Raw genomic sequence first — 14,238 nt, 5'->3', positions numbered from 1 at the left:
TTGACGTGCTAATTGTTGGTGCCGGAGGTGCCGGCATGCGGGCCGCAATCGAAGCTGGCACAGACCTCAATGTCGGTGTCGTTTCAAAACTATTTCCAACCAGAAGCCACACTGGAGCTGCTCAGGGCGGAATGGCCGCAGCACTTGCAAACGTCGAGGAAGACAACTGGGAGTGGCACACATTCGACACGGTCAAAGGTGGAGACTACCTAGTGGACCAGGATGCAGCCGAAATCTTGGCGAAGGAATCGGTTCAGGCGGTAATCGATTTAGAAAATATGGGGCTGCCCTTCAATAGAACCCCAGACGGCAAGATTGATCAGCGCCGATTCGGAGGTCACACCAGAGACCACGGCAAGGCGCCAGTTAGGCGAAGCTGTTATGCAGCTGACCGGACTGGCCACATGATCCTGCAGACCCTGTACCAGAACTGCGTCAAGATGGGAATCAATTTTTTCAACGAGTTCTACGTTCTAGATTTAGTAATGAACGACGGCAAGCCGGCAGGAGTCGTTGCCTATGAACTTGCCACCGGAGACATTCACGTTTTCCAGGCAAAGTCGATCATTTTTGCAACCGGTGGATTTGGGAAGATCTACAAAACCACCTCGAACGCTCACACCTTGACCGGCGACGGAGTGGCGATTGCCTTTAGAAGAGGTATCCCTCTGGAGGACATGGAGTTTTACCAGTTCCACCCGACCGGCCTTGCCGGCTTGGGAATTTTGCTCTCCGAGGCCGCTCGCGGTGAGGGCGGAATTCTAAGAAACTCCGCCGGTGAAAGATTTATGGAGCGCTACGCCCCGACCATTAAAGACCTTGCCCCAAGAGACATGGTTGCAAGAGCAATGGCAAACGAGGTTCGCGAGGGCCGCGGTGGCGGACCCAACAAGGATTATGTTTTCCTTGACCTAACGCACCTTGAGCCTGCGGTCATTGACGCGAAGCTTCCAGACATCACAGAGTTTGCAAGAACCTATCTTGGTGTTGAGCCTTACACCGAGCAGATACCAGTTTTTCCGACCGCTCACTACGCCATGGGTGGCATCCCAACCAACATCAAGGCCGAAGTGCTCTCGGATAACGACACTGTCATTCCAGGTCTCTACGCGGCTGGGGAGTGTGCTTGCGTTTCGGTACACGGAGCAAACCGCTTGGGCACCAACTCGCTTCTAGACATCAACGTGTTTGGGAAGCGCGCCGGACAGTATTCCGTCGAGTACGCAAAAACCGCAACTCAGGTTCCGATGCCTGAAAACGCCGCCGCCGATGTCATTGCAATGATCGACAAAGTGCGAAAAGCAAAAGGCAAGGAGAAAATCGCCCAGCTTCGTAAGGAGCTGCAGGAGACGATGGACAAGAACGCTCAGGTCTTTAGAACCGAAGAAACCCTGAACGAAGCCTTGGAGAAAGTCCAGGAACTTCGCAAGCGCTACGAAAACATATCTATTCAGGATCAAGGCAAGCGATTCAACACTGATCTACTGGAAGCGATCGAATTAGGCTTCCTGCTGGATCTTGCCGAGGTCACTGTAATTGCTTGCCGCGAGCGCCGAGAATCACGCGGTGCCCACCTGCGCGAGGACTACACGGAGCGAGATGACAAGAACTTCATGGTTCACTCCATGGTCTACAAGCAGGAAAAAATAGAAAAGAATACCGGTACAAACATGAGAATCGGCTGGAAGCCGGTTGTTGTAACCAATTACCAACCAATGGAGCGCAAGTACTAATGGCTGAACTATCCGTCCCAACGATTGAGTCCTTCACGGTCACACTTATCGTCAGACGCTTTGACCCAGAGAACGACACTGAGCCAAAGTGGGAGGATTTTGACGTCGAGATGTATGGAACCGATCGAGTTCTAGACGCGCTTCACAAGATCAAGTGGGAGCAGGATGGCTCCCTCACTTTCCGTCGCTCCTGCGCTCACGGTGTTTGCGGTTCCGACGCAATGCGTATCAACGGCAGGAACCGACTTGCCTGCAAGACGCTAATCAAGGACCTTGACATCTCTAAGCCCATCTATGTCGAGCCAATCAAGGGCCTGCCCGTAGAAAAGGACCTGATTGTTGACATGACGCCTTTCTACAAGGCGTATTTGGAAATCAACCCATTCTTGGTTGCCACCGATAAGCCCAAGAAGGAACGCCTGCAGTCTCCCGAAGAACGTGCCCGCTATGACGACACAACCAAGTGCATCCTCTGTGCCGCGTGTACAAGTAGCTGTCCGGTGTTCTGGACCGATGGTCAATACTTTGGCCCGGCCGCAATCGTGAACGCTCACCGCTTCATTTTTGACTCCAGAGACGAAAACGCAGAACTGCGTCTGGATATATTGAACGATAAAGAGGGTGTCTGGCGCTGCCGCACTACTTTTAACTGCACCGAAGCATGCCCGAGAGGGATTGAAGTGACTAAGGCCATAGCCGAGGTGAAACAAGCCATCTTGCGCGGAAGAGCTTAGACAATTTATTTGTTGACAACTCAATGACCGTAAATAGACGAACTGCCCTGACTGGGATTGTCGCCACATCCGCTGCTTTTACCTTGGCCGCCTGCGCTTCTGAAGCGCAACCAGTACCAACAACTTCCTCTAGCGCCACATTGGGGGAATCAAGCGCACCGCCCGCATCAGAACAATTACTCGGAAAAGCCAGTGAAGTGATGGTCGGATCCGGAATGAAGTACAAAATAAGCGATGCGCTCACCATCTTGGTTACGCGCCCAGCTCTTGAAACCTTCCGCGCCTTCAATGCAACCTGCACTCACGCCGGGTGTATCGTGACTGGCGTTCGCGAAGAACAGATAGTTTGTGGTTGCCACGGAGCAAGATTCGACACCGACAGCGGCGAACCTCAGTCTGGTCCGGCAAGAAGTGCTCTGGGCAAAATAACCATTGAAGTGCGCGGTGAAGATCTCTACGCGCTTATCTAGCTCCTAGATTGGTGTAGATGCTAAAAATTGCAAGCGTAAACGTAAATGGAGTCCGAGCCGCAGCCAGGAAAAACATGGGCGAATGGGTTCAAGAATCTAACCCCGACGTGCTTTGCCTTCAAGAGGTTCGAGCCCCTACCGAAGATTTGGTAGAGCTTTCTACTAACGGCCCGCTGGCAGTTGCTGAGGGCTGGAACATTTTCGATGACCTCGCGACTGCTAAAGGCAGGGCAGGAGTAGCGGTGCTTTCCAAGCACAAGGTCCTGTCCTCCTCGACAAAACTTGGCGCCGATGACTTTGATTCCGCCGGACGATGGCTAGAGGCCGAGATCGAGGTTGGTAACCAAAAGGTAACTGTTATCAGTTGTTACGTTCACTCCGGCGAAGTAGATACCCCTAAACAAGTTGAGAAATACAAGTTCCTGGACGCAATGACAATTCGCATGCAAGAGCTGATGGATTCGGGCCAACATGCGGTCGTGGTTGGAGACCTAAACGTTGGCCACACCGAACTAGATATAAAAAACTGGAAGGGCAATCTGAAAAACTCCGGCTTCCTGCAAGAAGAGCGTGTGTATTTCGATGGCTTCCAAAAAATGGGCTGGGTAGATGTGGGAAGAACAAGTCACCCCGACCAACCCGGCCCCTACACCTGGTGGTCCTATCGAGGTAAAGCTTTCGACACCGACGCCGGCTGGCGAATTGATTACCAACTAGCTACCCCTGCATTGGCAAAACTCAGCCAGACTTATCAAGTAGATCGGGCACCGAGCTATGACACGAGGTGGAGCGACCACTCTCCCGTGGTCGTTGAGTACGAACTGTAGGAACACAAGATGACTAAACCAAACCTGCTCTCAGGAATGCAACCATCGGCGGCGAGTCTTCACCTCGGAAACTATCTGGGTGCACTCACCCAGTGGGTTGCAATGCAGGACCAGTTCAACGCCTTCTACGTAATTGTTGACCTGCACGCGATCACGGTGCCGCAGGATCCGAAGCTGCTTCTAGAAAACACCCGCCGGACAGCGGCTCAGTATCTGGCAGCAGGGTTAGATCCGGACAAGAGCTCGTTGTTTGTGCAGTCTCATGTTCCGGCACACGCCCAGTTAGCCTGGGTGCTGAACTGCATCACCGGCTTCGGAGAAGCCTCGAGAATGACACAGTTCAAAGACAAAAGCCAAAAGGGTGGCGCAGACAACTCATCCGTCGGTCTATTCACATACCCAATCTTGCAAGCGGCGGACATTTTGCTTTATCAACCAACCGCAGTTCCAGTCGGCGAAGATCAGCGCCAACATCTCGAACTTACTCGCGATTTGGCGATGCGCTTTAATTCCAGATACGGCGAAACTTTTACCATTCCAAAAGCGGAAATCTTGAAAGAAACCGCCAAAATCTATGACTTGCAAGTGCCGACAGCAAAGATGTCGAAATCAGCCCATGACCCTAAGGGTTTGATAAACCTGATGGATGAGCCTGCGCAGATAACCAAGAAAATCAAGTCCGCCGTCACCGACACCGATGGCGACATCCGCTTTGACCGAGAAAATAAGCCGGGTATCTCTAACCTGCTCGGTATCTACTCTGCACTTACTGGCGAGCCGGTCGCGAAAATAGAGGCCGGCCTTTCAGGTAGTGGGTACGGAACACTAAAGGCCGAAGTTGCTGACGCCGTAGTTGCAGCGCTTGAGCCAATCAGAACTAGAGCCAATGAACTGCTCGAGGATCCAGCGGAATTGGATCGCCTGCTTGCCAAAGGTGCAGCCAGCGCGAACCAGACTGCGGAAAAAACACTGAAGGCCGTGTATGCAAACCTTGGGCTGGTGACCCCGGTCTGAGGAATTTCTCAGCCCAAAAGAGTATTGTTTCAGGTAAGCACAGTTCTTCGGGGTCAGTGAAAATCTGAACCGGCGGTTATAGTCCGCGACCCGACTGGAAACATCGCCACCAGCGATGAGACTTCAGGCGGTTGACTTGGTGAAAATCCAAGACCGACGGTTAAAGTCCGGATGAGAGAAGAACTAGGGCGCTATTTGCGCCCTCTTATTTTCCGTTCCCGCGGTTCTGTGTTATCGGAACTGAAAGGGAAAGATGCCGAGCGTAGAGCAATACGAATCCGCGATGCGCCGTGCCCTGGAAATCTCGCTCAACGGTCCGGCTGTTGGGACAAACCCTCAGGTTGGCGCCGTAATTTTAGACTCAACTGGTTTAGTAGTAAGTGAGGGCTGGCATAAAGGCGCTGGCAGCGACCATGCCGAAGTTATGGCCCTTGAGCACTTCGCAGAAAACTTTCCAGGCGTTTCCCTGACAAATCACACCGCAGTGGTCACGCTAGAACCCTGCAACCACGTCGGCAGGACTGGTCCTTGCGCGCTGGCTCTCATCGAGGCTGGAGTGAGTCGAGTTATATTCGCATCCGCTGATCCTGGGGATCAGTCAAGCCAGGGATCTCAAACCCTCAAAGATGCCGGACTCGAAGTAATACCCGGCGTACTTCTCAAGCAAGCCGAGGAGCAAAATCGAGTCTGGCTCCGCTCTAAGCGCCTGGGCAGACCTTTTGTGACCCTGAAGTGGGCAAGCACATTGGATGGCCGCAGTGCAGCTTCCGACGGTACCAGTCAATGGATTAGCGGCCCTGACTCGAGGGCTGATACTCATTCGAGACGCTCGAACGCGGACAGTATTTTGGTCGGAACGAGTACCGCAATTGCCGACGACCCCGAACTTACGGCCAGGAAGCCAGATGGTCATTATTTTGAAAATCAGCCAATCCGAGTAGTTTTGGGCGAATCGGTAATTCCGAACAATTTGCGTCTGTTTAATGACAGAGCCAAAACTATTCAAATCCAAACGCGTGACCTGAACGATGCTCTTCGGCAACTTTGGGCTCAGGGCATAAAGCATGTTTTTGTTGAAGGTGGGCCAAAGTTGGCGAGCGCGTTTGTTGCAGCCAAATTGGTAGACGAATTCATTGTGTATTTATCGCCAATGCTTTTGGGTGGCCCAAACATGGCACTTGGCCAAATAGGTATTACCAGCATCGAAGACGCAGCACGACTAGAAGTGCTGGAAACCAAACAACTTGGAAATGACATATTCATCAGAGCGAGGAGCGCGTAATGTTCACCGGAATCATAGAAGAGCTTGGAACCGTAACTGGAATTACCAAGCAGTCAGATGCATTGCGTCTAACGATAAAAGGAAATATGGTGCTGGGAGACCTAAAGCGAGGAGACTCGATCTCCTGCTCAGGCACTTGCCTAACAGCTATTGAGATTGACGAGAATGGCTTCACCGCTGACGTGATGATGGAAACCATCAAGCTAACCAGTCTCATGGAGGTGGTAGTTGGTGACCCAATAAACCTGGAGCGAGCGATGAACGCACAAACTCGTTATGGTGGCCACGTTGTCCAGGGGCACATCGACGGTGTCGGTGAGTTTGTCTCGCGTGAGACCAGTGAAAACTGGGATTGGGTCAGAATCAGAATTCCGCGCGAACTCTTGCGCTACGTAGTGATGAAGGGGTCGATTACCTTTGACGGCATCTCACTCACCGTCAATGAAATATCCGACGATGTAATTGGCCTTTCTCTGATTCCTGAGACGCTGCAGGTAACAACGCTGGGTTCCAAAAAGCCTGGCTCAAAGGTCAACGTTGAGGTTGATGTAATGGCGAAGCACATCGAGAGACTCATGGAGTTCAAGTAAATGGAAATTATTGAATCAAGTATCGAAGAAGTTCTCACTGCCCTTCGGGCCGGCAAACCGGTTTTGGTCACCGACGCCGAAGATCGAGAGGACGAGGGTGACGCGATAATTGCTGCTGAGTTCGCAACTACCGAGTGGATGGCCTGGATGATCCGCTACACCTCAGGATATATCTGTGCTCCCATGACCGAGCAACGAGCTAACGAACTTGACTTGCCCTTGATGTGGGTAAAAACCCAAGACCCTCACCGGACTGCCTACACGGTGAGCGTCGACGCTACCGACCGCGCGACAACCGGGATTTCAGCTGCCGACAGAGGCCTGACCGCCAGAGTACTGGCTGACCGAAGCTCCGGACCTCTCTCACTGATGCGCCCCGGTCACGTTCTTCCGCTGCGGGCGAAAGACGGTGGTGTGCTAGAAAGAGCCGGCCACACCGAAGCGGCAGTTGACCTCATGAAACTAGCGGGCCTTGAGCCGGTCGCAATGATGGCTGAGATGGTCAATGACGATGGAACAATGATGCGCCGCGAGGAATTATTTCGGACCGCCCTAAGGTTTGAGTTACCTATGACTAGCATTTCGAACCTGAAGGAGCACTTGGCTAAGCGTGCCCCGAAGCTGAATCCCAGCACTAATAGGATTCGTTTCGACGCCGAAGCGAAGTTGCCCACTACGCACGGTGATTTCCGCGTTAGAGGTTATTACGATGTGCAGACAACTGCAGACCACGTAGCCATCATCTCCGGCAATCCGACTGGGAAAAATGTTCTTGTTCGCCTGCATTCAGAGTGCATTACAGGAGAAGCCTTTGGGTCGCTGAAGTGTGAATGTGGCCCACAGCTAGAAGGTGCAATGGATGCCATTGCCGCCGATCCAACAGGTGGGGTAGTCATTTACCTGCGTGGCCAAGAGGGACGCGGTATTGGACTACTAAACAAGCTGAAAGCGTACGCACTGCAAGAACAAGGCTTGGACACCGTGGATGCGAATCTCGCACTTGGACTCCCAAGCGAAGCACGCGAGTACGGAGCAGCCATTGCTATCTTGCAAGACTTAGGCATCGAAAGCGTTCGCTTGCTAACAAACAATCCTGAAAAGCGGGAGTCCTTGGAGAAAGCTGACATAGCTGTTACCGAGACAGTTCCCCTAATTGTGGGCTTGGCGGAGCAGAACCTTGGGTATCTAACAGCTAAGCGCGAGCGCATGGGGCATGAGTTACCCGCTAATCTGGACAAGTGAGCGGTAGCGGAGCACCAAATCTGAATGTTTCAGCAATCGGCAAAAAAGCCGTCATTGTTGCAACCTCTTGGCACCCGAAAATAATGGCGGGCCTGATATCGGGCGCGCAGAAAGAACTCGAAGTTGCCGGAGCGGCTAATGTCCAAGTGACTATGGTTCCCGGAGCATTCGAGCTTCCGCTTGCGGCCAAATGGGCTTTTGAGCAAGGGGCAGATTTAGTTATAGCTCTTGGAGTCGTGATTCAAGGGGGCACCCCTCACTTTGACTACATTTGCTCTTCAGCGACAGAGGGCCTGACCCGAGTCCAACTCGATTCAAACAAACCCTTGGGCTTCGGCTTACTTACTGTAAACAACGAACAAGAGGCCCTTGATCGAGCTGGTCTCGAAGGGTCAAAGGAAGATAAGGGAGCTGAAGCCGTTCAGGCTGCGCTTACCATGTCGGCCATAATGCCCGGCTAGCGGCCCCGGAAATCCAATTTAAATAAGAAACAAGTTTCTTCAGGCAAATAGCCTCAGTCGTACCCAAACAAAACCGGCTGTCCTTGAGCTTTCCCTTTTTTCGCATAAAAATACGAATTTGTCTGGTCCCTTAGCAAGGAACTTTGGCGATGGCACTTGTATCTTTAGTAAATGACTAAAAAGCTTGGTAACCGCAGGGTTAGCGGAACCGAGCAGTACTACACCCCCAAAGACCTCGCAGGTGAACTAGTCGAACTGACATTAAGAACAATCTCTCGCGCGACCGAAAAGTCTTTTCTCGAACCCGCCGGTGGCACCGGAAGTTTTATTGAAGCTCTCAATAGGGCAGGCATAACGGCGATCACCTCGGTGGATAAGTACCCGATGCACCCAAGCGTGATCCAGGCCGACTTTCTAGAGTGGGAGACAAAACGCACGGACCTACTCACCATTTCAAATCCTCCGTTTGGCAGAAATAATGCTCTCTCGGTGCCCTTTTTCAATCGAGCCGCCGAATTTTCTAGCCAGATAGCTTTTTTGGTGCCCCGATCTTGGCGTAAGTGGTCGGTCCAAAACCGGCTGGACTCGAGATTCCACCTAGTTTTAGATGTTGACATCGCTGTTCAATACGAGGATGCTTTCGGCGAAAAAATCGCAAAGCGCAACGACCTAAGAACCTGCTTTCAGATTTGGGAAAAACGCCTGGATCTACGCGCGACAATAGCCGTTCCTGACAACGGCTTTATCCAAAAAACAACTCCCGACAACGCAGATCTTGCAATAAGGGTTTTTGGCTACGGCTGCGGAAATGTGATGAGCGACTTTCCGCGTCAGCCAAACACAACATTGATGTTCCTGAGAGTTTTGGATAAAAGCATCAAATCGGCTCTACTGGACTTAGATTATGAGAGGTTTTCAATAAACACCGCCTACACAAGAGCCCTTTCTTTTCAAGAAATAAACTTTCTGATTAATGAACGGGTCTTTGGGGACGGGTTCCACGAGAAGTTAGGTTTATAAATCAGTGAGTGAATATTACAAGGATCCATCCCAAAACCCGAAGAGCCGAGAATACCGTGGGCCACGGGCCAAACTGACCGACCTTCTTCCATACCTAAAAGACCACCGCCGAACCTTGGTTCTCGCTCTGGCCCTATCGGTCTTGGGCTCACTCCTCGCACTCGGCCAACCATTGCTAATTGGCCAACTGATAACGGCGGTTCAGGAGAGCCTTGATACGAGCGTCCTTGCGTGGCTCATCGTGGTTTTGGTTATCACCTCTGCGCTTGTAAATGCCTTTCAGTACTACCTGCTCTACAAAACTGGAGAGGGGGTAGTTCTCTCCACGAGAAAAGCCCTGATTGCCAGAATGCTTCGTCTCCCAATCTGGCAGTACGACCGCCGCCGTATCGGAGACCTCGTGTCTCGGGTTGGTTCTGACTCAACTCTTTTGAAGGCAGTGCTTACTCAAGGACTGGTTGACGCGCTTGGAGGCCTGATTCAGTTTGTTGGCGCAATCGTGGTCATGGCATTCATTGACCCGATCTTGCTAGGAACCACCCTCGTGGTCGTTTCTATTGCGGTGGGTGCGATTTCACTCACCGGTCGCCGGATTCGCTCAGCGACCACCAAGGCTCAAATGCGAGTCGGTGAAATGAGCGCCGCGGTTGAGCGTGCACTGAGCGCAATTAGGACCATACGCGCGTCTCGAGCGGAAGAGCGCGAGACCGAAGAAATTTACAAGAGTGCCGAAGCCGCTTACGACCAAGGCCTCAGCATCGCAAGGCTCTCAGCCGTTGTTGCCCCGATCGCACAAGTTGCCTTCAACAGCGCATTCATAATCGTGCTTGGGCTGGGAGGCCTGAGAGTAGCAAGCGGGTCAACGACAATTGCATCGCTAGTGACCTTCGTGATTTTGCTTGTGTTCATGATTGGCCCGCTGATTTCTGCCTTCGGCGCTTACACATCGATCATGGGCGCCCTGGGTGCCCTGGCTCGAATCAAAGAGATCATGATCCTTGATGAGGAAGAGACCGGGAGCGACAATGTACCTAGAAAAAGCACCAACTCAACGGCCATCGAATTTCAAAATGTTCATTTCCACTATGCACCAGATGAAGGCGAAGAATCCGACGACATAATCAAGGGCATCGACATAAAAATTGCCCGTGGTGCCCGCGTGGCACTGGTTGGGCCTTCCGGAGCCGGTAAGTCGACAATCTTCTCGCTAATAGAGCGCTTCTACGAGCCGACCGAAGGTCGGATCCTGCTTGACGGCCAGCCGGTAACTGAATTCTCTAGAGAGTCACTGCGCCAACAGCTGGGTTATGTCGAACAGGATGCTCCAGTGCTTGCGGGGTCCCTGAAAGACAACTTGCTACTCGGAAAAGCGGACGCGACCGACGAAGAGCTAGAAAGCGTGCTTAGACAAGTAAACCTGAGCGAGGTTCTGAAGCGCGACACAAAGGGTCTTGGTGCTCAGGTGGGCGAGGACGGCATAATGCTTTCTGGTGGCGAGCGTCAGCGATTGGCTATCGCTAGGGCTCTTTTGGCTTCCCCTGAGATCTTGCTGCTGGATGAATCAACCAGTGCCTTGGATGGGCCGAATGAACAGCGTATGCGAGAAGCAATTGATGCGGTAGCTCACGATCGAACGCTGCTGGTGATTGCTCACAGGCTGTCCACCGTTGTTGACTCCGACCAAATTATTGTTCTAGAACACGGCAAAGTAGTCGGAATTGGCACGCATTCTGAGCTAGTCAAAACCACCCCGCTATACGCCGACTTGGCGAAGCACCAACTGCTGGTTTAGCAATAGAGTATTGACATGACTGCTCATAATCAGATCACTGCCGAACAGGTATCGATACTCGACGCTAACGATCCATTGGCAAGCTTTCGCGACGAGTTTGTAATTTCGGACCCCGAGGTTTGCTACCTAGACGGCAACTCACTCGGTCGACTGCCGAAACGCACAATTGAAGAAGTTAATAAGTTCTTGACCAATGAGTGGGGACCGGAGCTAGTTGACGGTTGGTCTCACTGGATAGACCAAGCTCAACCCGCTGGAGATCTTCTGGCGCGTGCCGTGCTTGGAGCAAGTGCGGGTCAAACCCTGGTCTGTGACACCACCAGCGTGAATTTCTACCAGCTTTGCGTTGCGGCCATAAAGGCTAGACCGGGGCGCAAGACAGTCATTATCGATTCATCTAATTTCCCAACAGACCGGTATATTCTGGCCGGCATCGCCGACTCAATGGGGCTCAACCTTGTGACCCTTGATACCGACGGGTCTGGTGGACCTGGGGCGGTGAAGATCGAGTCTGAGTTTGAAAGAGTGACTGCTTCAGAGCTTGCTAAGCACCTAAATGACGACGTGGCGATGGTGACCCTACAAGCAATCAACTATCGATCCGGAGCAAGGCAAGACCTTAAGGCCATAACCGATTTAGTTCGCCAGCACGGAGGGCTTGTGGTGTGGGATTGCTCTCATGCCGCCGGTTCTATCCAACTAGATTTCGAGAAAAACGGCGTTGACCTAGCTGTCGGGTGCACATACAAATACGGTAATTCCGGGCCCGGTTCACCAGCATGGCTATTTGTCTCAAAATCAATTCAGACAGAGCTAAGAGTTCCAATTCAGGGCTGGTTTGCTCAAGAAATGCAGTTTGAAATGGGGCCAGACTTCGAGCCGGCGGACACAATTCGTCGCTACCAGATTGCTAGCCCCTCTATCATCGGCATCAGAGCTGTTGAGGTTGCGTACGAGATGATCGAGCGCGCCGGCATTGAACTTATTGAACAGAAGGCCGCCAAGGGCACAGAGCTGATGATGGATTTGTTCAAGCAATGGTTAGAACCACTTGGATTTGAAATTGCATCGCCCTCTCAAGCCGAGCTCAGAGGTGGTCACATAATCCTGACTCACCCGGACGCCAGGCAAATCGCATACGCGATGCGAAAGATTTCAAAGGTAATACCTGACTATCGAGAGCCCAACGCAATCAGAGTAGCTATTTCTCCGCTTGCAACCAGTTACACAGAGGTATTCGAGGGGTTTTTGCGATTGCGAGACTTGGTCGAAAGCGGAAAGTACATGAGCATCGAGCAAGATGCCAACCGGGTTACCTAAGCCTCGAGTCTCCTCTTAGACAATAAAAAAGCCAGAAAGCTGGCAGGGAACAGTCAGACACAGCGAATGGATAACAGTGGAACAGAATAAGCACGTCACTTATATTTCTTACCTCAAAATTGATGAACTGCTCGCGCTACAACAACCGCTGAGCGATGGCCCGGAGCATGACGAATTGCTTTTCATAACCATCCACCAGGTTTATGAACTCTGGTTTAAGCAGGTTCTTCACGAAGTTGCCGCACTGCAAGTCACGCTAGAAGCCGGCAACTCACACCGATCCATGGCACTATTAGGTCGAATCCGAACCATTATGAAGACTTGCGTCTCTCAGCTGGACATCCTTGAAACAATGACGCCCCTGCAATTCAATTCATTTCGTGAGCGCTTGAGCTCAGCAAGCGGCTTCCAGTCCGCACAATTCCGCGAGCTCGAGGCCGTGCTGGGGAGACGAGATCAGGCTGGGGCAAAAGCCGATGCCAAATCGGGCATGGGGATGGCCGAGCACCTCATTGCCGGCTCCCCCGCTCGAGCAAAAGTAGAAGCAGCAATGACGAGGATGTCGTTGTGGGATTCGGCGCTGCACTATTTTAATTCGCGAAAAGCTATACCCAAGGAGTTGCTATCTAGAGACGTCACCGAGGCCTGGGAGCCTCACGAGGGTCTCCAGGACATTCTTATTGAACTGCACCGCAATGACCCCGAGGCCTCCATGATTGGCGAGGCTCTGGTCGATTTGGATGAGGGGCTGCAGGAGTGGCGTTATCGTCACGTCAAGATGGTTGAGCGTACCATCGGGCACAAAATAGGTTCCGGGGGCTCGGCCGGAGCAGGCTATTTGGCAAGCACACTTTTCAACCCGGTCTTCCCGGATCTGTGGGCTATAAGGTCGCGTTTCTAGCAGGCAGCCAGTACAACGTTTCTAACGAGCATTGCGCGGGTCATCGGGCCCACACCGCCCGGATTCGGAGACACATAACCGGCAACCTTCGCAACCGTAGGGTCGACATCGCCTAGGAGCTTTCCGTCGACTCTGGTTATTCCAACATCCAGAACCGCAGCACCGGGCTTTATCCATTCGGGCTTGATGAAATGCGGGCTACCCAAAGCCGCCACCACGATGTCCGACCTTGAAATAACTTCTGCGATGTGCTTCGATGCGCTGTGGAGAAGGGTTGGCGTCGCATCGATGCCCTTGCGAGTAAGCATTAGCCCGAGCGGTCTTCCCACGGTCAGGCCTCTCCCAATAATTGCAACCTCTGCCCCTTGAAGTCTGACGTCGTGGCGCCCTAATAATTCGATAATGCCGCTTGGTGTGCAAGGCAGTGGACTTTTCATCTGACCGCCGGTGTTCATGACCAAACGGCCAAGATTCACCGGGTGCAGTCCATCGGCGTCTTTATCGGGATCAATTAGTTCCAGCATTTCGTTAGCATCGATTCCACTCGGCAAAGGCAATTGCACGATGAAGCCGGTAACTTCTTTAGCCTGATTAAGGTCTTCTATCGCCGCCCGCACATCGGCCATGGAGGCAGTTTCCGGGAGATCGATGCGAATTGACTCAATTCCAACTTCGGCGCAATCCCTATGTTTGCCGGACACATAAGTAAGTGAACCCGGATCATCGCCCACCAAGATAGTGCCGAGTCCAACGGCTGTGCCTCTGGACTTCAGACTAATAACCTCAGCTGCAAGCTCTGTCTTTATGGCCTTGGCTGTTGCTAAGCCATCAAGTATTAGAGCGGTCAACCAG

At 52.3% G+C, this 14,238-nt stretch carries 14 protein-coding genes and 1 riboswitch; of the genes, 13 read left to right on the top strand and 1 reads right to left on the bottom strand.

The window, feature by feature from the left end; genetic code table 11:
* The first annotated feature begins 35 nt into the window (after positions 1 to 35).
* The 13 genes from sdhA (at position 36) to ABXT50_RS01200 (ending at position 13,386) form a co-directional block, all read left to right on the top strand.
* Positions 36 to 1,733: a succinate dehydrogenase flavoprotein subunit gene (gene sdhA, locus ABXT50_RS01260; protein ID WP_415274784.1), complete on the top strand. Its 1,698-nt coding sequence runs from the start codon at positions 36 to 38 to the stop codon at positions 1,731 to 1,733.
* Positions 1,733 to 2,467 (top strand): succinate dehydrogenase iron-sulfur subunit, encoded by a 735-nt coding sequence (locus ABXT50_RS01255; RefSeq protein WP_415274371.1) that lies wholly within the window; start codon positions 1,733 to 1,735, stop codon positions 2,465 to 2,467. The genes sdhA and ABXT50_RS01255 overlap by 1 nt, the downstream gene beginning before the upstream one ends.
* A gap of 23 nt (positions 2,468 to 2,490) precedes the next feature.
* Positions 2,491 to 2,937, top strand: a complete 447-nt coding sequence (locus tag ABXT50_RS01250) for a Rieske (2Fe-2S) protein (protein WP_415274370.1) — start codon at positions 2,491 to 2,493, stop codon at positions 2,935 to 2,937.
* 17 nt (positions 2,938 to 2,954) lie between these two features.
* Positions 2,955 to 3,764 (top strand): exodeoxyribonuclease III, encoded by an 810-nt coding sequence (locus ABXT50_RS01245; protein WP_415274369.1) that lies wholly within the window; start codon positions 2,955 to 2,957, stop codon positions 3,762 to 3,764.
* Positions 3,765 to 3,773: 9 nt separating this feature from the next.
* A complete protein-coding gene (trpS, locus tag ABXT50_RS01240; RefSeq protein WP_415274368.1) occupies positions 3,774 to 4,778 on the top strand; it encodes a tryptophan--tRNA ligase in 1,005 nt (334 codons plus the stop codon).
* A gap of 39 nt (positions 4,779 to 4,817) precedes the next feature.
* Positions 4,818 to 4,965: riboswitch (FMN riboswitch) on the top strand.
* 66 nt (positions 4,966 to 5,031) lie between these two features.
* The gene (gene ribD, locus ABXT50_RS01235; protein ID WP_415274367.1) at positions 5,032 to 6,060 is read left to right on the top strand and encodes a bifunctional diaminohydroxyphosphoribosylaminopyrimidine deaminase/5-amino-6-(5-phosphoribosylamino)uracil reductase RibD; all 1,029 of its coding nucleotides are present in this window, start codon (positions 5,032 to 5,034) and stop codon (positions 6,058 to 6,060) included.
* The gene (locus ABXT50_RS01230) at positions 6,060 to 6,650 is read left to right on the top strand and encodes a riboflavin synthase (protein WP_415274366.1); all 591 of its coding nucleotides are present in this window, start codon (positions 6,060 to 6,062) and stop codon (positions 6,648 to 6,650) included. The genes ribD and ABXT50_RS01230 overlap by 1 nt, the downstream gene beginning before the upstream one ends.
* Positions 6,651 to 7,892 carry a GTP cyclohydrolase II gene (gene ribA, locus ABXT50_RS01225; protein WP_415274365.1) on the top strand — a complete coding sequence of 414 codons (1,242 nt, stop codon included), beginning with the start codon at positions 6,651 to 6,653 and terminating at the stop codon, positions 7,890 to 7,892.
* Positions 7,889 to 8,353 (top strand): 6,7-dimethyl-8-ribityllumazine synthase, encoded by a 465-nt coding sequence (ribH, locus tag ABXT50_RS01220; protein WP_415274364.1) that lies wholly within the window; start codon positions 7,889 to 7,891, stop codon positions 8,351 to 8,353. Before ribA ends, ribH begins: the two co-directional genes overlap by 4 nt.
* A gap of 171 nt (positions 8,354 to 8,524) precedes the next feature.
* Positions 8,525 to 9,373: a hypothetical protein gene (locus ABXT50_RS01215; protein WP_415274363.1), complete on the top strand. Its 849-nt coding sequence runs from the start codon at positions 8,525 to 8,527 to the stop codon at positions 9,371 to 9,373.
* 4 nt (positions 9,374 to 9,377) lie between these two features.
* Positions 9,378 to 11,165, top strand: a complete 1,788-nt coding sequence (locus tag ABXT50_RS01210; protein ID WP_415274362.1) for an ABC transporter ATP-binding protein — start codon at positions 9,378 to 9,380, stop codon at positions 11,163 to 11,165.
* Positions 11,166 to 11,180: 15 nt separating this feature from the next.
* Positions 11,181 to 12,485, top strand: a complete 1,305-nt coding sequence (locus ABXT50_RS01205) for a kynureninase (protein ID WP_415274361.1) — start codon at positions 11,181 to 11,183, stop codon at positions 12,483 to 12,485.
* 76 nt (positions 12,486 to 12,561) lie between these two features.
* Complete coding sequence (locus tag ABXT50_RS01200; RefSeq protein WP_415274360.1) at positions 12,562 to 13,386, top strand: tryptophan 2,3-dioxygenase; 825 nt, start codon at positions 12,562 to 12,564, stop codon at positions 13,384 to 13,386.
* Here ABXT50_RS01200 and ABXT50_RS01195 read toward each other — a convergent pair.
* Positions 13,383 to 14,234, bottom strand: coding sequence for a bifunctional methylenetetrahydrofolate dehydrogenase/methenyltetrahydrofolate cyclohydrolase (locus tag ABXT50_RS01195; protein ID WP_415274359.1), 852 nt, complete (start codon positions 14,232 to 14,234; stop codon positions 13,383 to 13,385). The genes ABXT50_RS01200 and ABXT50_RS01195 overlap by 4 nt on opposite strands.
* Positions 14,235 to 14,238 lie beyond the last annotated feature (4 nt).

The sequence above is a fragment of the Aquiluna sp. Uisw_065 genome (assembly GCF_047731275.1).
Lineage (GTDB): Bacteria > Actinomycetota > Actinomycetes > Actinomycetales > Microbacteriaceae > Aquiluna.
This window is presented reverse-complemented; position numbering and strand designations above follow the sequence as displayed.

What these genes read in the sequence shown, in the direction of transcription:
- ABXT50_RS01215 (WP_415274363.1), top strand. Translation starts at nt 8,525, where the DNA reads ATGACTAAAAAGCTTGGTAACCGCAGGGTTAGCGGAACCGAGCAGTAC.
- ribA (WP_415274365.1), top strand. Translation starts at nt 6,651, where the DNA reads ATGGAAATTATTGAATCAAGTATCGAAGAAGTTCTCACTGCCCTTCGG.
- ABXT50_RS01255 (WP_415274371.1), top strand. Translation starts at nt 1,733, where the DNA reads ATGGCTGAACTATCCGTCCCAACGATTGAGTCCTTCACGGTCACACTT.
- ABXT50_RS01230 (WP_415274366.1), top strand. Translation starts at nt 6,060, where the DNA reads ATGTTCACCGGAATCATAGAAGAGCTTGGAACCGTAACTGGAATTACC.
- ABXT50_RS01245 (WP_415274369.1), top strand. Translation starts at nt 2,955, where the DNA reads ATGCTAAAAATTGCAAGCGTAAACGTAAATGGAGTCCGAGCCGCAGCC.
- ribD (WP_415274367.1), top strand. Translation starts at nt 5,032, where the DNA reads ATGCCGAGCGTAGAGCAATACGAATCCGCGATGCGCCGTGCCCTGGAA.
- sdhA (WP_415274784.1), top strand. Translation starts at nt 36, where the DNA reads ATGCGGGCCGCAATCGAAGCTGGCACAGACCTCAATGTCGGTGTCGTT.
- ABXT50_RS01250 (WP_415274370.1), top strand. Translation starts at nt 2,491, where the DNA reads ATGACCGTAAATAGACGAACTGCCCTGACTGGGATTGTCGCCACATCC.
- ABXT50_RS01205 (WP_415274361.1), top strand. Translation starts at nt 11,181, where the DNA reads ATGACTGCTCATAATCAGATCACTGCCGAACAGGTATCGATACTCGAC.
- trpS (WP_415274368.1), top strand. Translation starts at nt 3,774, where the DNA reads ATGACTAAACCAAACCTGCTCTCAGGAATGCAACCATCGGCGGCGAGT.